This is a genomic window from Sphingomonas mali NBRC 15500 (genome assembly GCF_001598415.1).
GTDB lineage: Bacteria > Pseudomonadota > Alphaproteobacteria > Sphingomonadales > Sphingomonadaceae > Sphingomonas > Sphingomonas mali.
Map to the genome: position 1 here is coordinate 59,903 of NZ_BCYX01000010.1, position 16,595 is coordinate 76,497.

A 16,595-nucleotide genomic window follows, 5' to 3' on the forward strand; every position below is an offset into this window, starting at 1 on the left:
TTATATCGCGGCAGCGAACGAGACGCTGGAGGGACGATGTTGCGCGCGATTCTGTTGGTCATGATCGGCCTGTTGACCGTTAGCCCCGCCAGCGCAGGCGAAGGCGATGCGGCGATCGGCACGTGGCGTAACCTTCGCGACACCATGCATATCGACATCCAGCGGTGCGGCGATTCGGTGTGCGGCAAGGTCGTCTGGGCAAGCGATCAGGCGATCGCGGATGCCCGGCGCGGCGGTACGCACGACCTGATCGGCACGCAGGTCTTTCGCGATTTTCGACAGGATTCCGCGGGCAATTGGCGCGGCAAGGTGTTCGTCCCCGACCTCAACAAGACGCTCTCCGGCACCATCGTGCTGGTCGACCGCAACACGTTGAAGGGCACCGGCTGCCTTGTCGGTCGCGTGCTGTGCAAGTCGAAGGTGCTGGTCAGGATCGGTTAGCTGGCGCCTAGCCGTTACCTTGCGTCCGCCAATCCGCGGTCATACTCACAAACGATCGCGCTTCGGCGCCTGTTTGGACAGTAGAGACGTTCGATGACCCACTATGTTGCCGCGGCGTCCAAGGGCGCCGATCGCCGCACCGGCGCGATCAAGCTCCACGGAGCCGAGGACTTCGCCGCCATGCGCAAGGCGGGACAGGTGACCGCTTCGGTGCTCGACTTGCTAGCCGACGCGGTGCGGCCCGGCGTCAGCACCGAGGCGATCGATGCGATCGCCCATGACGCGATCGTGGCGGCCGGGGCGATCCCGGCGAATATTGGCTATCGCGGCTATGCCCATACCAGCTGCATTTCGATCAATCATGTCGTTTGCCACGGCATTCCCGGCGAGCGAACGCTGAAGGATGGCGATATCGTCAATATCGACCTGACCTCGATCGTCGATGGCTGGCACGGCGATTCCAGTCGCATGTACCTCGTCGGCGACGTGTCGGTGAAGGCGCGGCGGCTGGTGGACGTCACCTATGAATGCCTGATGCGCGGGATCGAGCAGGCCAGACCGGGCAACCGGCTCGGCGATATCGGGCATGCCATCCAGCAGCATGCCGAACGCCATCGCTATGGTGTCGTCCGGGATTTCGTCGGCCACGGCGTCGGCCGCGTCTATCATGATGCGCCGGATGTCCTGCATTACGGACGGCCCGGCACCGGCCCTGAACTCAGGCCCGGAATGATCTTCACCATCGAGCCGATGATCAATGCCGGACGGCCCGACGTGAAGATGCTCGACGACGGCTGGACCGCGGTGACGCGCGACCGCTCGCTCTCGGCGCAATTCGAACATTCGATCGGCATCACCGAAACCGGCTGCGAGATCTTCACTAACAGCCCGATGGGGCGTCACCGTCCGCCTTACGTCTGAGGTGGTGGGCTGCCGGGTTCGTCCGGCCGGCGATCGGCGATAGCGCGCCGCTTATGGCCGGATCTGGCCCGTTCCCCGCCCGATCCATTTGTACGTCGTCAGCCCCTCGAGCGCTACCGGTCCGCGTGCGTGCAGCCGCCCCGTGGCGATGCCGATCTCCGCGCCCAGCCCGAACTCGCCGCCATCGGCGAATTGGGTCGAGGCGTTCCACAGCACGATCGCGCTGTCGACCGCGGCCAGGAAGCGCTCGGCGACGGTGGCATCCTCGGCGACGATCGCGTCGGTATGGTGCGAACCGTGCGCGGCGATGAAGCTCAGCGCCTCTTCGATCCCGCCGACCAAGCGTGCGGAAGCGATCGCATCGAGATATTCGGTATCCCAATCCTCACTGCCCGCCGACACCACGCCGGGTACCAATTGCTTGAGCAAGGGATCGCCGCGCACTTCGCACCCCGCCGCCTGCAATTTCTGGATCAGCTGGCCGGCATGCGGATAGTCGCGGTCGATCAGCAACGTCTCCATCGCGCCGCACACGCCGGTGCGGCGCATCTTGGCGTTGACGACGATGTCCTCGGCCATCGCCTGGTCGGCTGACGCGTGGACATAGATGTGGTTGATCCCGTCGAGATGCGCGAGGACCGGTACCCGCGCCTCGGCCTGGACGCGCGCGACCAGTCCCTTGCCGCCGCGCGGCACGATCATGTCGATCACGCCTTCGCCGGCCAGCATCGCGCCCACCGCGGCGCGGTCGGTCACCGGCACCAATTGCACGGCCTCGCCGGGCAGGCCGGCCGCTTCCAGCCCCTGGACCAGCGCCGCATGGATCGCGCGGTTGCTCTCGATCGCCTCGGACCCGCCGCGCAGGATGACCGCATTGCCCGACCCGATGCACAAAGCCGCGGCATCGGCGGTGACGTTGGGCCGGCTTTCGTAGATGATGCCGATCACGCCGATCGGCACGCGCACGCGCGCCAGCTTCAGGCCGTTGGGGCGCTCGATTTCGTCGATGACCTCGCCGACCGGGTCCTTCAGCGTCGCCACGGTGGCGACCCCGTCTGCGGTCGCCGCGACGCGCTCGGGTGTCAGCTTCAACCGGTCGAGCATCGCCGCCGACAGCCCGGCGGCGGTGCCGTTCGCCATGTCGACCTTGTTGGCGGCCAGGATATCCGGTTCGGCATCGCGGATCGCCTGGGCCATGGCCTCCAGCGCGCGTGCCTTGTCCGCGCTCGACAGCCCGGCAAGTACCAGTGCTGCGGAACGTGCGTGCCGGCCCATCGACGCGATCAGCGCGACGGGATCGATTTCGATGTGGACGGTCGTTTCCATGGCGGGCCGATTATCACGCCGAAACCGGTGGCCAAAGCCCTATCGCCTTTCGCGCGGCCAATGCTATCCATCGCGCCATGAGCGGGGAATTTGCGGCAGCAAGCGATATCGCGACCGGGGCGCTGATCGGGCGCGCGGTCGAACCGAAAGCGGGCGAACACGGGAGCGGGGAGGGCGGACACGGCCTCTGTCTCAATTGCGGCACCGGGCTGATTGGCTCGTTCTGCCATGCCTGTGGCCAGAACGGGCACGTTCACAAGACGCTGACGTCGATCGGGCACGATCTGCTCCACGGCGTGTTCCATTTCGAAGGCAAGGTGTGGCGCACCGTGCCGATGCTGGTCACGCATCCGGGCGGGCTGACGCGGCGCTATATCGATGGCGAGCGCGCGCGCTTCGTGTCTCCGCTGGCGTTGTTCCTGTTCTTCGTCTTCCTGATGTTCGCGACGTTCCATTCGTTGGGCAGCGGCCACGAATTCAACCTCGACAACGCGCCCTCCACGCGCGCCGAGAAACTGGCCAAGATCGATGGCGAGATCGCCAGTACCCAGGCCAAGCTCGACCGCGCGCAACAGCGCGTCGCCCAGGGCAAGGCCGATGACGACGATCAGGGCGATATCGTCGGATATCAGGCGACGCTCAACGGACTGCGCGTTGCGCGCACCAGCATCGCAAGCGGGCCGGACGAAGTCGGCAGACAGGCCGTGAGCAACGTCAATACCGGCTGGCCTGCGCTCGACGAGGGTATCCGCAAGGCCAGCAAGAATCCCGAGCTGGCGCTCTACAAGCTGCAATCCTCGGCCTACAAATATAGCTGGGCGCTGATCCCCATCTCGGTGCCGTTCGTGGCATTGCTGTTCCTGTGGCGGCGGCGCTTCAAGCTCTACGACCACGCCATCTTCGTGACCTATTCGCTGGCGTTCATGATGCTGCTGGCAACCACCATATCGCTGCTGATGATGATCGGGGCGCCGGCCTGGCTCTACGGCAATCTGATCGCGTTCGGCCCGCCGGTGCACATCTTCTTCCAGTTGCGCGGCGCCTATCAGCTTCGGTGGTTCTCGGCACTGTGGCGCACCTTCGCGCTGCTGGTCTTCGCCTCGATCACGCTGACCTTGTTCGGCATCCTGCTGCTCGGGCTGGGGCTGATGGAATAATGGCGGTGGCTTGCCGCGCGCCCTGCCGGAGTTGACCTCGCAAAGTCGGATGCTCGCCGCGAGGTAAACACGATGTGCTTCAATATCCGGGCCGGGTGCTGTGCGGGGGATATTCTCTGCCGAATACGACAACCCCGTCCAGCGAGCCTGCCCAATCATTTTCCTCAAAAGCGTGACTGAAAGCGGCGCCCGGTAATCGCCCTAACACCTTGAGGCGGGCCGGGTTGAGATAGGTCGTCGCATCATCTGCCGACGTCACCGCCGATCGTTCGAGGGAGGGCGATGGTGGTGTCGCGAGCGGCCGGTTGTCCTTGCGCGCATAGCGATATTCGCCTGATGCTGCGGAAAAACCGAGCGCAAAGGCGCGGGCGCCGTAATCCCGATGGACGTAGCTCCCGAAATTGCCGGCGCGGGCATAAGCCGGATCTGCAGCCCCGTTCTTCGCAATATGTGCGGTGGCGCTCCAGACGATGACCTTGCTCCCCTTCGGCAGGCGGCGGACGAGCCAGCCGAAATTGTCGTACATCGCTTTGTCTCGGGCAGTGATGAACTCGGCCCTGCCCAAGGCGTCGGCACGCGTGAACGCCTCGATATTGCGGATCATGCTGCGCTGGGCGTCGGCGGTGGCGGCGTCCGCCGCGGCGGCTTTGTCCATCGCACGCGATATGTCGGCCGTGCACCGTAGGATCTGGGCGCGGTCGTCATCCGAATAAGACCCGTTCGGATAATCCCAATAGGTCCGCCGCCGCAGGATTTCGCGACATTCGCGACGCCGGTCGCCCTCAAGATAGTTGGTCAGTTCGACCGGCATCTCGTCGTTGGCATATCTGGCTTCCAGCGCTCCCATCTGACCATCCAGCCCGCCAAGAACGACACGCCGCGCCTTGGCGGCGTCGAACAGGAACGGGATGAGCGGCTGCACTTCGCGGTCGAACTTCCACAGGCCCCCCATGGCGTCGCCGACCATTGCCGCATCCGCCGGCGCGCCATCCCGAAGCTTTCCGGCAAAGCCGAGGAACTCGTAATGGCTGGCCTCGAAAAAGACCGCGTTGAAGTGGCATTGCGTCACTAAGCGTTCGACCAACGCCGCCTTGAAAGCATCGCTGTGGCCATCTCCGTGCGTGGCTTCGCCGAGCAACGCGACGTGTTTCGGACAAAGATCGCGGATAACGGCAGCCATCGCGCGTTCGTCGGTCGTCGGTACCGTGGCGCTGCCACTTGGCTGGTTCGGCGGCCCCGCTCCCATCGTCAGCAGCATGGCAATGAGGAGCAGCGGTCTAACCATGGGTGCAGCTTAGCCGCAGCTTTGCGCCCTGCAACGTTGCCGATGGTTGAACGTTGGCCGCCGAGGAATAGTCTGGGCCGTCATGTCCGACGCCCTGTATCACCGCTACCGCGAGGTGCGGAGCGCTGTCGCCGGTTACGGCTGGCTTTCGATCAACGTCATCAGGTCGCGCAGCGCGTCCGCCGGAAAGTCGATCGCCTCGACATCGGCGTCGCGCAGCGGTGGCGTGCCGTGCGTTTCCTCGGGAAAGCGCGCTATGCCCCAGGAATCGGCCTCGAACAGCGCGTGGTATGACCCGTGCAGTGCCGCACGATCTCCGTCGACGAACACATGGGCCGCGGGCCGCTCGCGGATATAGAAGGTCGTCATCATGATGATGCCGCGAAGGCCGGCACATTCGGCCAGCATGGGCACCGCGAGCAGCGGATTGGATGGCATCGGGTAATCGGCCTCGCGGCCGGGCGGCAGCGCGACGATCTGGTCGAACCGTTCGACGATCCGCAGCGCGTCGATCATCGGGCATTGCCCGCCCGTCTGCCCGTCCGGGCGTGCGACTCGCCCGCGTTGGGTCAGCGTCTCGGTGCCATGGTCCAGCATTTCGCGCCGGAACGAGGCGAAGCCCGGCAATCCGCGCGCCTCCAGAAAGCGCACTTGCCTCGCCGCTTCGGTCAGGAACTCCTCGGGATAGCCACGCGCGCGCGCAGCGGCGATGACGTAGCGATCGACATCGTCAAGCGACAGCCGCACCTCGCTCGGCAGTAGCTGGCGCCGTCTCTGCCCGTCGGAGATCGTGATCTTACGGTCGAACATGCCTGTCATCCGTGATGTCGCGCAATGATGGGCCCGGATGGTTAATCCTTTGCAAAGATCGCATGGCGAGCGATCTTGGAACCGACCGGTTGCCCGGTCTCGATCCCGCCAATATGGTCGGCGGAAAGGAAAGAGATGACCAGGTCGAAAATCCGTACCAACGATCCTGTCGGGCTGCGCAATCGCGTGCTCGACGCCGCGGCACGCTCGTTCCAATCGTCGGGCTTCTCCGCGACCAGCACGCATGACCTCGTCCGCCTGGCGGGAGTGACCGGCGGGGCGCTCCACCACCATTTCCCGACCAAGAAAGCGCTCGCGCTGGCGGTGATCGGCGAGCGTGTCGCGGCCGAATTGGGCGAGACGTGGGTGGCCACCGTCCGCGACGCGCCGAGTGCCGCCATCGGTATCCTGCAGGCGTTCGACACGGTCGCCGCCGCGCTCGACGCGCAGGGCTCGGTCTCGGGCTGTCCGCTCGGCAATCTCGCGCTCGAATTGTCGCTGGCCGATGCCGATCTGCGCGGCGCCCTGGCCAGCGAATATCGCGTCTGGCGCGACGCCATCGCCGACCGCATCCGTCGCGATCGAGAGAAAGGCGAGGCGTCCTATGCTCCCGATCCGGAGGCTTTCGCCAATGTCGTCATTGCCCTGTTCACGGGCGCGATGACCATCGCCAAGGCCGAACAGGATAGCAACGCTCTCAAGGCGGCCGCCGATCAGCTGCGGGCGATCGTGCGATAGCGCCGCTGGCGAGCGGCAACGATCGATAAGGCCCGGTTATCCCGACCGGCTCGACATTGATTGTAAACCACGGAGGATAGGGCCTAAACCGTCCGCTATACGATGGCGGAGGCGCCGCATGCCTCATGCCCGCATTGGAGGGTTGTCGTGCATAGATCGCGCATCAATGGCATTCTGATCGATTGCAACACGGACGATATCGACGCTGCCGCGCATTTCTGGGCGGAAGCGCTCGGCCGGCCGGTCGACCCGGATCATCCCGGCACGCGGGGCAATTACCGGATGCTCGCGACCCCGGAAGGGGAGATCAGCGTGCAGATCCAGCGTGTCGAGCATGACAGCCGAATCCATCTCGACATCGAAACCGACGACATTCCCGCCGAAGTCGAGCGCCTGCAGAAGCTCGGCGCGACGATCGACAAGCAAATGGAGCGCTGGGTGGTGATGCGCGCGCCGAGCGGCCACCGCTTTTGCGTGGTGCGCGTGCAGCGTGACGGGTTCTCGAAGGACGCGATCAGCTGGGCGTAAGCGGCGGTTGGCGGCATTTTCCTCTCCCCTTGGGAGAGGAAGGGGCCCGCTCGGCGCAGCCGAGTGGGAAGGTGAGGGCAGGTATCTAGGACAAAGCTGCCCTCACCCTTCCGCCGCCTTTGGCGGCTCCCTCCCTCTCCCAAGGGGAGAGGGAATAGCTTCCCCCTCTCGCCCTTATGCCGATCATATTACCAACGCGCATGATCCATGTCCCGACCGCATCCGCCGCGGCCGACCAGCTTCGCGCGATCATGCGATAGCGCCGCCGAAGAGAGATGCCAGGCCGTGGAGCTACGCGCTACCGCGACTTCCTGTCGCTCATATCGGCCAGTGCCTGGGCAATCGACTCGTACCCGAGCAGCATCATGAACAGCACCATCGCGGCCACGACGGCGAATTGAAATGCTTCCGCCCCAGAGAATGACATGAACTTGCTCCTCTAAAGAGAAACATGATCGGAGGGTGTCGCGCGCATTTCTTTGACGGCGGTCAAGGAAATCCGCGATCGGTGGCGAATCGCCCCGATGCGCCGAACCATGCTATTTCACATGCGTGATCCACGTCCCGACCGCGCCCTGGTACCATTATGTCGGAGACCTGGCCGCCTGGGCCGTGGCGTTCCTCGGTGCGCGCTGGGTCTATCGTCACCGCCGCGCCAGCGTCGATGGCCTCGCGCGCCAGACCGAGCCCGGTTATTTCATCAGCCTCGCGGTCGGCGGCGCGCTCGGTGCCTGGCTGCTGGGATCGCTCAACACGCTCCGCGATGCGCGCCCGGTGGTATCGCACTCGATCGCCGGCGCGCTGGCGGGCGCGATCGTCGCGGTCGAATTGTGGAAATGGGCGCGCGGGGTGCGCGGGTCGACCGGCGGGCCGTTCGTCATTCCGCTCGCGCTCGGCATCATCGTCGGGCGCTGGGGGTGCCTGTTCGCGGGGCTAGGCGACCAGACTTATGGCGTGCCGAGGGCGCTTCCCTGGGGAGTCGATCTTGGCGATGGCGTCTCGCGCCATCCGGTCGAGATCTACGAATCGCTGGCGATGGCGCTGTTTCTCGCCGTCTACTGGCGCGCGCTGGTCCGCCGCCGCGACTGGGCGGTCGAGCACGGCTTCCATGCCTTCGTCCTGTTCTATGCCGTCCAGCGATTTGCCTGGGAGTTTCTCAAGCCCTATCCACCGCTGATCGGCCCGTTCAACGTGTTCCACTTCGTGATGATCGGACTCAGCGCTTATGCACTCCTCTGGATCGCTGGCGGACGCGCCGCTCCACTCCCCGCCTGACCGCAAGGCGGCGCCCTATATCTTCCACGGCCAGACCACGAGCCTGTGCGAGACTTGCCTCGAGACCGTCCCCGCCAAGGTCATCATCGAGGACGAGTGCGTCTATTACCTCAAGCGCTGCCGCTCGCATGGCGTGCAAAAGACGCTGATCAGCGACGACCTGGCTTATTGGCGTTCGCAAAAGGACTGGCTCAAGCCCGGCGATCGCCCCTTGCACACCCAGACCCGGACCGAGGCCGGCTGCCCGTTCGATTGTGGCCTCTGCCCCGATCACGAACAGCATAGCTGCCTCGCGATCGTCGAGATCAATTCGGCGTGCAACCTCGCTTGCCCGGTCTGCTTCGCCGATGCCGAGGACATGCATGGCGGGCACCTCTCGCTCGCGGTGATCGAGGGAATGCTCGACGCCTTGGTCGAGAGCGAAGGCGAACCCGATCTCGTCCAGCTGTCGGGCGGCGAGCCCACGCTGCATCCGCAATTCTTCGAGATTCTCGATGCGGTGAAGCGGCGCCCGATCCGCCATGTCATGATCAACACCAACGGCCTCAGGATCGCGCAGGAACCGGCATTCGTCGACCGCCTCGCCAGCTACGCGCCGCGGATCGAAGTCTATCTCCAGTTCGACAGCATGGACGACGACGCGCTGATGAACCTGCGCGGCGCGCGGCTGGCGCGCATCCGCCAGGCCGCGCTCGAACAGCTCGAACGCGTCGGGCTGTCGACTACGCTGGTCGCGGTGGTCAAGCGCGGGGTCAACGATCACGAGGTCGCGGCGATCGTCGACCATGCGCTCGATTGGTCGTGCGTCCGCGGCGTGACGTTCCAGCCGGTCCAGGATGCGGGCCGCAACCAGGGGTTCGACGCCAAGGCCAATCGCATCCTGCTCTCGCAAATCCGGCGCGAAGTGGTGAAGGCGGGCGTGTTCGGGGCGGAGGACATGATCCCGCTGCCGTGCAATCCCGATCAGATCTGCATCGGCTATGGCCTGCGCGACGGGCGCAGCGTGACCCCGATCACGTCGCTGCTCCCGCGCGAGCTGATCCTCAACGGGCCCAACACGATCAGCTACGAAGCCTATCCGGCGCTGCGCCAGGGCGTGCTCGACCTGCTCAGCCTCGCCACCACGCAATGCAATACCGAGGAGAAATTGGCCGGCGTGCTGTGCTGCCTGCCCCAGGCGCTGGTCCCCGAGCAACTCGGCTATGCCAACAGCTTCCGCGTCGTCATCCTGCAATTTCTCGACCGCTACAATTTCGACCTGGCGACGGTGAAGCGCAGCTGCGTCCATTTCGTCACGCCCGACGAACAGATCATTCCCTTCGACACCTACAATACTTTCTACCGCCCTGGCGCAGAGGGCGCCGCGGTAGTGGCCAAAGCGAGGGCGGGCATATGAAGCAATTGTTCGGCGGCCTGCTGCTCGGCGTCGGCATCCTGATCATGACGTGCAGCGGGCTGTGCTCGCTGGTGGTCGTGTTCATGGGGTTCAGCGAGGCGATGCGCGATCCCTCGATCATCATGTTGCCGCTGCTGGTCGGTGGCATTCCCTTCGCAATCGGTTTCGGCCTGTTCTGGTGGGGAAGGGCGTTGCTGCGCCCGCCGCCTGAGCTGGACAATCGCGACCAGCCGCTCTGATCGACGCCTGATATTTTATACTTGAAACTTTTCCGCTTCAGGCCGACCCTCGCGCGATAATCAGGCGAGGAGTCGAATGCGGATCGCGATTGTCGGCGGGGGCCCGGCCGGACTCTATTTCGCGATCAGCATGAAGCTGCGCGACGCGCGGCACGACGTCACCGTGTTCGAACGCAACCGCGCCGACGATACGTTCGGCTGGGGCGTCGTCCTGTCGCAGGAGACGCTGGCGAACCTTGTCGCCAACGATCCCGTCAGCGCCGAGGCGATCCGCGCGCATTTCGCTTATTGGGATGACGTTGCCGTGGTGCATCGCGGCACGCGCACGGTGTCGACCGGGCACGGCTTTTGCGGGATCGGACGGCGGCGGTTGCTCTTGCTGCTGCAGCAGCGCGCTCGGGAATTGGGCGTCGCGCTGAAGTTCGAGAGCGAGGTCGGCGATGTCACGGCGCTGGCGGCCGACTACGGTCTGGTGGTCGCCGCCGACGGGCTCAATTCGCGCACGCGGGAAGCGTTCGCCGATACGTTCCGGCCGGACATCCAGCTCTATGCCAACAAGTTCGTCTGGCTCGGCACGCACCAGACGTTCGACGACGCCTTCACTTTCATCTTCGAGCCGACCGAGCATGGCTGGATGTGGGCGCACGCCTATCAATTCGAGCCCGGCACCGCGACCTTCATCGTCGAATGCTCCGCCGAGACCTGGGCGCGCGCCGGGTTCGGCGACATGACCCGCGAGCAATCGATCGCGGCGTGCGAGAAGGTGTTCGCCGCGCATCTCGGCGGACATTCCCTCATGTCCAATGCCGGCCATTTGCGCGGCTCGGCCTGGATCAGCTTTCCGCGCGTGCTGTGCGAGACGTGGCGCCACGGCAATGTCGTGCTGATGGGCGATGCCGCGGCGAGCGCGCATTTCTCGATCGGCTCGGGCACCAAGCTCGCGCTCGAAAGCGCGGTGGCGCTGGCCGACGAACTCCATGCCGACGGCGCGCTCGATGACGCGCTGGTTCGCTATGAGGAGTCGCGGCGGATCGAGGTGCTGCGGCTGCAATCGGCGGCGCGCAATTCGGCCGAATGGTTCGAAGAGGTCGAACGCTATCTCGACCTCGACCCCGTCCAGTTCACCTATTCGCTGCTGACTCGCTCGCAGCGGATCAGCCACGAGAATCTGCGTCTGCGCGACCATGCCTGGCTGGGCGCCGCCGAGGCCTGGTTTCAGCAACAAGCCGGTGCCGGCAATGCGCCGCGCGCGCCGATGTTCGCGCCGTTCACACTGCGCGGCATGACGCTCGCCAACCGCGTCGTCGTGTCGCCAATGGCGCAGTACAAGGCGGTCGAGGGTTGTCCGACCGACTGGCATTTCGCGCATTATGCCGAGCGCGCCAAAGGCGGCGCGGGGCTGGTCTATACCGAGATGACCTGCGTCAGCGCGCAAGGGCGGATCACGCCAGGCTGTCCCGGTTTCTACGCGCCCGAGCATGAGGTCGCGTGGAAACGGCTGGTCGATTTCGTCCACGCCGAGACCGAGGCGAAGATCTGCGCGCAACTTGGCCATTCGGGCGCCAAGGGCTCGACCCAATTGGGCTGGGAGGAAATGGACGCCCCCCTCGCGTCGGGCAATTGGCCGCTGATCGCGGCGTCCGCGGTTCCCTGGTCGCCGGTCAATCAAGTCCCCAAGGCGATGGACCGCGCTGACATGGACGCAGTGCGCGACCAGTTCGTCGCCGCCGCGCGCATGGCCGACCGCTGCGGGTTCGACATGATCGAGCTACACATGGCGCACGGCTATCTGCTGTCGAGCTTTATCACTCCGCTGACCAATCGCCGCGGCGACGCGTTCGGCGGCAGCCTCGACAACCGGATGCGCTATCCATTGGAAGTGTTCGCCGCGGTGCGCGCCGAATGGCCGCAGGACAAACCCATCTCGGTGCGCATCTCGGCGAGCGACTGGGTCGGCGAGGACGGCGTGACGCCGCGGGAAGCGGTGGCGATCGCGCGGATGCTGAAGCACGCGGGAGTCGATATCGTCGACGTCTCGGCCGGCCAGACCTCGCTTCAGGCGCGGCCGGTCTATGGCCGCATGTTCCAGACGCCGTTTTCCGACCGCATCCGGAATGAGGTCGGTATCGCGACGATGGCGGTCGGCAACATCTATTCGCCCGATCACGTCAATTCGATCCTGATGGCGGGGCGGGCCGATCTCGTCTGCCTCGCGCGTCCGCACCTCGCCGATCCCTATTGGACGCTCCACGCCGCCGCGCGGTTGGGCGACCAGGGGACGCGCTGGCCCGACCCGTATCTCGCCGGGCGCGACCAGCTTTATCGCCTTGCCGAGCGCGGAGAAATGCCATGACGATCACCGGCAGCCATGCCCTGGTCACCGGCGGCGGCAGCGGGATCGGCCGCGCGATCGCGCTGGCGCTGGCCGAGGCGGGCGTCGAGGTGACGATCTGCGGGCGGCGCGCGGACGCGCTCGATGCGGTCGACCATCCGCGCATCCATGGCGTGCCCGCCGATGTCACCGATCCGGCGTCGATCGCCGCTTTGTACGAAACGGCGCAAGCCGCGCGCGGCCCGTTCGATATCGTCATCGCCAATGCCGGCGCCGCGATGAGCGCGCCCGCCGCCAAAGTGACGCTCGACGACTGGCAAGCGAGCCTCGCGGTCAACCTCACCGGCGCCTTCCTCTCGGTCCAGCCGGCGATCGCGCCGATGATCAAGGCCGGCCGCGGCCGGATCGTGTTCATCGCTTCGACCGCCGGATTGAAGGGCTATGCCTATGTCGCGCCTTATGTCGCGGCCAAGCACGGCGTGGTGGGGCTGATGCGCGCACTTGCTGCCGAGACGGCCAAGAGCGGTGTCACGGTCAATGCGGTGTGCCCGGGCTTTGCCGAGACCGAGATGCTCGCTCGATCGCTCGACGCGATCGCCGCCAAGACCGGGCGGTCGGAGGAGGAGGCGCGCGCCGCGCTCGCCAATCCGCAAGGGCGGTTCGTGACGCCCGAGGAAGTCGCGGCAGCCGTGCTGTGGTTGGTCAGCGACGGCGCCGGATCGGTCACCGGCCAGGCGATCTCGGTATCGGGCGGGGAAACATGGTGAGCGCAGTCGCCCAGATCGCCGACGACGATCGCGCGCGGCTCCGGCTATGGCTCCGCTTGTTGCGCACGACGCGCGCGATCGAGCGCGAATTGCGCGAGCGCCTCGCCACCGCGTTCGACACCACCTTGCCGCGGTTCGACGTCATGGCGGCGCTCGACCGTGCGCCCGAGGGGATGATGATGGGGGAGCTGTCGCGCTTCCTGCTCGTCTCCAACGGCAACGTCACCGGGATCGTCGAGCGCCTCGTCGCCGACGGGCTGGTCGTGCGTAGCCATCGCGACGGCGATCGCCGCGCCGCGATCGTGCGGCTGAGCGATGCGGGCCGCACCACCTTCGCCGCGATGGCCGCGGCGCACGCGCGCTGGATCGACGAATTGCTCGGCCCGATCGAGCCCGATGCCGCGCGCGACATCAGCGCCACGCTCGCCACGTTCCGCAGCCAATGGGAGAATGACGCATGACCGCGATGGCCGACTTGAAGCCGGCGCATTTCCGCTGGGACGTGGCCGATCGCATCGCGCGCATTCGGCTCGACAATCCGGCGCGCAAGAACCCGCTGACCTTCGACAGTTATGCCGAGTTGCGCGACACCTTCCGCGCGCTGGTCGATGCCGACGATGTCGATGCGGTGGTGATCCTGCCCAATGGCGGCAATTTCTGTTCGGGCGGCGACGTCCACGACATTATCGGCCCGCTGGTCGCGATGGACATGAAAGGCCTGCTCCGCTTCACCCGGATGACCGGCGATCTGGTCAAGGCGATGATCGGTTGCGGCAAGCCGGTGATCGCCGCGGTCGACGGCGTCGCGGTCGGCGCCGGTGCGATCATGGCGATGGCGAGCGACCTGCGGCTCGCCACGCCGGCCGCCAAGACCGCGTTCCTGTTCACCCGCGTCGGGCTCGCCGGTTGCGACATGGGCGCATGCGCGATGCTGCCGCGGATCATCGGCCAGGGTCGCGCCGCCGATCTGCTCTACACCGGCCGCACGATGAGCGCCGAGGAAGGCGAGCGCTGGGGCTTCTACAACCGGCTGGTCGCCGTCGAGACGATCGAGGACGAAGCGCTTGCGCTGGCCGCGCGGATCGTCGCGGGACCGACCTTTGCGCACGGCATCACCAAGACCCAGCTCAACCAGGAATGGTCGATGGGGCTCGATCAGGCGATCGAGGCCGAGGCGCAGGCGCAGGCGATCTGCATGCAGACGCGCGACTTCGAACGCGCCTATCGCGCCTTCGTCGCGAAGGAACAGCCGGTGTTCGAGGGCGACTGATATGCCCAGCCAGGCAACTCTCGGGCCCACCGGTCATATCGACGGCTTCGCGCGCGCCAATTTGCCGCAGCCGGGTGAATGGCCCGATCTGTTGCTCGACGGGTTCGATTATCCCGACTGGCTCAACGCCGGGGTCGAATTGTGCGATGCCCAGGTCGTCGCCGGACATGGCGACCGCGTCGCGTTGATCGGCAACGGCCGCGCGCGCACCTATAAGGAGCTCGCCGACTGGTCGAACCGCATCGCCCATGCTTTGGTCGAGGATTATGGCGTCGCGCCGGGGCATCGCGTGCTGATCCGCGGGCCCAACAATCCGGCGATGGTCGCCTGCTGGCTCGCCGCGACCAAGGCGGGCGCGGTCGTGGTCAATACGATGCCGATGCTGCGCGCGGCGGAGCTCGCCAAGATCGTCGACAAGGCGGAGGTAAGCCTGGCGCTGTGCGATACGCGCGCGCTCGACGAACTCGTCGCTTGCGCCAAGGACAGCAAGTTCCTGAACAAGGTGATCGGGTTCGACGGCACCGCCAATCACGATGCCGAGCTCGACCGCGCCGCTTTGTCCAAGCCGGTGCGGTTCGACGCGGCCCGTACCGGGCGTGACGACGTCGCGTTGCTTGGCTTCACCTCGGGCACCACCGGCGAGCCCAAGGCGACGATGCATTTCCATCGCGACCTGCTGATCATCGCCGATGGCTATGCCCGCGAAGTCCTGAAAGTCGTGCCAGACGACATTTTCGTCGGCTCGCCACCGCTCGCTTTCACTTTCGGGCTCGGCGGCCTCGCGATCTTTCCGCTGCGCTTCGGCGCCGCCGCCGCCCTCCTCGAACAGGCGTCGCCCGCCAATATGGTCGAATTGATCGAGCGCCACCGCGCGACGATCAGCTTCACCGCGCCGACCGCCTATCGCGCGATGATGGCGGCGATGGAGGACGGCGCCGATCTCTCCTCGCTGCGCCTCGCGGTGTCGGCGGGCGAGACCCTCCCCGCGCCGGTCTATGAGGAATGGACGCGGCGCACGGGCAAGCCGATCCTCGACGGCATCGGGTCGACCGAATTGCTCCACATCTTCATCACCAACCGGGTCGGCGATCGCGCGCCGGGCGCGACCGGCCGACCGGTCGGCGGCTACGAAGCGCGGATCGTCGATGACGCCATGAACGACGTAACTCCGGGCGAGGTCGGCCGCCTCGCGGTGCGCGGGCCGACCGGCTGCCGCTATCTCGCCGACCCGCGCCAGCGTGATTACGTGCGCGACGGCTGGAATTTGACCGGCGACAGCTTCCGCCAGGACGATGATGGTCGTTTCCATTTCGCCGCGCGGTCGGACGACATGATCGTCTCGGCCGGCTATAATATCGCCGGGCCGGAGGTGGAGGCGGCGTTGCTCGCGCATCCGATGGTGCGCGAATGCGCGGTGATCGGGGCGCCCGACCGCGACCGCGGCCAGATCGTCGAGGCGCATGTCGTGCTGACCGGGGACGCCGCGCCCGACGCGCTCACCGTCAAACTGCTCCAGGATCATGTGAAGGCGGTGATCGCTCCGTACAAATATCCGCGCGCGATCCGTTTCGTCGACACCCTGCCCAAGACCGCGACGGGCAAGATCCAGCGCTTCCGGCTGCGCCAGGCCGCCGCCGCTTCGCGAAAGGCCGATCATGCATGACATCCTGCAGCCCGCCGGCTGGGCGCCCCCGCTCGGCTATGCCAATGGCGTCGAGGCGGAGGGGCGGCTGATCGCGGTCGGCGGCCAGATCGGCTGGAATGCGCAGCAGCAATTCGACAGTGACGATCTGGTCGATCAGGTGCGCCAGACGCTCGCCAACGTGGTCGCGGTGCTTGCCGCCGGCGGTGCGGCGCCCGAGCATCTCGTCTCGCTGACCTGGTACGTCACCGATATCGAGGACTATACCGCGCGCCAGAAGGACATTGGCCGCGCCTATCGCGACACGATCGGCCGGCATTTCCCGGCCATGGCGCTGGTCCAGGTCGTCCGCCTGGTCGAACGTCGCGCGAAGGTCGAGATCCAGGCGATGGCGGTGGTGCCAAAGGACCCGGCCTAACGTCGAGGCGACCGCAAACGGTCATCGCGCTGACATCAGCGTGTCACATG

18 protein-coding genes are annotated in these 16,595 nt (G+C 66.1%); 14 read left to right on the top strand and 4 right to left on the bottom strand.

Annotated elements, in window-relative coordinates; all coding sequences use genetic code 11:
• Nucleotides 1-36 precede the first annotated feature (36 nt).
• Both SMA01S_RS09740 and map read left to right on the top strand, forming a co-directional pair.
• Nucleotides 37-441, top strand: a complete 405-nt coding sequence (locus tag SMA01S_RS09740) for a DUF2147 domain-containing protein (protein WP_066821024.1) — start codon at nt 37-39, stop codon at nt 439-441.
• Nucleotides 442-534: 93 nt separating this feature from the next.
• Nucleotides 535-1,362, top strand: a complete 828-nt coding sequence (gene map / locus SMA01S_RS09745; protein ID WP_066820860.1) for a type I methionyl aminopeptidase — start codon at nt 535-537, stop codon at nt 1,360-1,362.
• A gap of 51 nt (nt 1,363-1,413) precedes the next feature.
• Here the strand turns inward: map and SMA01S_RS09750 are convergent, their stop codons facing one another.
• Nucleotides 1,414-2,688, bottom strand: a complete 1,275-nt coding sequence (locus SMA01S_RS09750) for a glutamate-5-semialdehyde dehydrogenase (protein WP_066820862.1) — start codon at nt 2,686-2,688, stop codon at nt 1,414-1,416.
• A 77-nt stretch (nt 2,689-2,765) separates the two neighbouring features.
• Between SMA01S_RS09750 and SMA01S_RS09755 the strand changes: the two genes are divergently transcribed.
• Nucleotides 2,766-3,845, top strand: a complete 1,080-nt coding sequence (locus SMA01S_RS09755; RefSeq protein ID WP_066820865.1) for a DUF3667 domain-containing protein — start codon at nt 2,766-2,768, stop codon at nt 3,843-3,845.
• Between the two features lie 79 nt (nt 3,846-3,924).
• Here SMA01S_RS09755 and SMA01S_RS09760 read toward each other — a convergent pair whose 3' ends face one another.
• Nucleotides 3,925-5,130: an erythromycin esterase family protein gene (locus SMA01S_RS09760; protein WP_084250218.1), complete on the bottom strand. Its 1,206-nt coding sequence runs from the start codon at nt 5,128-5,130 to the stop codon at nt 3,925-3,927.
• A gap of 135 nt (nt 5,131-5,265) precedes the next feature.
• Entirely contained in the window at nt 5,266-5,940 is a 675-nt protein-coding gene (locus tag SMA01S_RS09765) for a hypothetical protein (protein ID WP_066820871.1), read from the bottom strand.
• Between the two features lie 135 nt (nt 5,941-6,075).
• Between SMA01S_RS09765 and SMA01S_RS09770 the strand changes: the two genes are divergently transcribed.
• The gene (locus tag SMA01S_RS09770) at nt 6,076-6,678 is read left to right on the top strand and encodes an LmrA/YxaF family transcription factor (RefSeq protein ID WP_066820874.1); all 603 of its coding nucleotides are present in this window, start codon (nt 6,076-6,078) and stop codon (nt 6,676-6,678) included.
• A 147-nt stretch (nt 6,679-6,825) separates the two neighbouring features.
• On the top strand, nt 6,826-7,206 hold the full coding sequence (locus SMA01S_RS09775; RefSeq protein ID WP_066820876.1) for a VOC family protein: 381 nt from the start codon (nt 6,826-6,828) through the stop codon (nt 7,204-7,206).
• Nucleotides 7,207-7,504: 298 nt separating this feature from the next.
• Here the strand turns inward: SMA01S_RS09775 and SMA01S_RS25275 are convergent, their stop codons facing one another.
• Nucleotides 7,505-7,633, bottom strand: a complete 129-nt coding sequence (locus tag SMA01S_RS25275) for a hypothetical protein (protein WP_281179178.1) — start codon at nt 7,631-7,633, stop codon at nt 7,505-7,507.
• 125 nt (nt 7,634-7,758) lie between these two features.
• Here SMA01S_RS25275 and SMA01S_RS09780 point away from each other — a divergent pair, with 125 nt between their 5' ends.
• The 9 genes from SMA01S_RS09780 (at nt 7,759) to SMA01S_RS09820 (ending at nt 16,545) form a co-directional block, all read left to right on the top strand.
• A complete protein-coding gene (locus tag SMA01S_RS09780; RefSeq protein WP_066820879.1) occupies nt 7,759-8,481 on the top strand; it encodes a prolipoprotein diacylglyceryl transferase family protein in 723 nt (240 codons plus the stop codon).
• A complete protein-coding gene (locus SMA01S_RS09785; protein WP_066820882.1) occupies nt 8,432-9,877 on the top strand; it encodes a radical SAM protein in 1,446 nt (481 codons plus the stop codon). The genes SMA01S_RS09780 and SMA01S_RS09785 overlap by 50 nt, the downstream gene beginning before the upstream one ends.
• Nucleotides 9,874-10,116: a hypothetical protein gene (locus tag SMA01S_RS09790; protein ID WP_066820885.1), complete on the top strand. Its 243-nt coding sequence runs from the start codon at nt 9,874-9,876 to the stop codon at nt 10,114-10,116. Before SMA01S_RS09785 ends, SMA01S_RS09790 begins: the two co-directional genes overlap by 4 nt.
• 76 nt (nt 10,117-10,192) lie before the next feature.
• Nucleotides 10,193-12,469: a bifunctional salicylyl-CoA 5-hydroxylase/oxidoreductase gene (locus SMA01S_RS09795; RefSeq protein ID WP_066820888.1), complete on the top strand. Its 2,277-nt coding sequence runs from the start codon at nt 10,193-10,195 to the stop codon at nt 12,467-12,469.
• A complete protein-coding gene (locus SMA01S_RS09800; RefSeq protein WP_066820891.1) occupies nt 12,466-13,215 on the top strand; it encodes an SDR family NAD(P)-dependent oxidoreductase in 750 nt (249 codons plus the stop codon). The genes SMA01S_RS09795 and SMA01S_RS09800 overlap by 4 nt, the downstream gene beginning before the upstream one ends.
• On the top strand, nt 13,209-13,676 hold the full coding sequence (locus tag SMA01S_RS09805; RefSeq protein WP_066820894.1) for a MarR family winged helix-turn-helix transcriptional regulator: 468 nt from the start codon (nt 13,209-13,211) through the stop codon (nt 13,674-13,676). Before SMA01S_RS09800 ends, SMA01S_RS09805 begins: the two co-directional genes overlap by 7 nt.
• Nucleotides 13,673-14,485, top strand: a complete 813-nt coding sequence (locus tag SMA01S_RS09810; RefSeq protein ID WP_066820897.1) for an enoyl-CoA hydratase family protein — start codon at nt 13,673-13,675, stop codon at nt 14,483-14,485. Before SMA01S_RS09805 ends, SMA01S_RS09810 begins: the two co-directional genes overlap by 4 nt.
• Nucleotide 14,486: 1 nt before the next feature.
• Nucleotides 14,487-16,148, top strand: a complete 1,662-nt coding sequence (locus SMA01S_RS09815; RefSeq protein ID WP_066820900.1) for an AMP-binding protein — start codon at nt 14,487-14,489, stop codon at nt 16,146-16,148.
• Nucleotides 16,141-16,545: a RidA family protein gene (locus tag SMA01S_RS09820; protein ID WP_066820902.1), complete on the top strand. Its 405-nt coding sequence runs from the start codon at nt 16,141-16,143 to the stop codon at nt 16,543-16,545. Before SMA01S_RS09815 ends, SMA01S_RS09820 begins: the two co-directional genes overlap by 8 nt.
• The last annotated feature ends 50 nt before the right edge of the window (nt 16,546-16,595 follow it).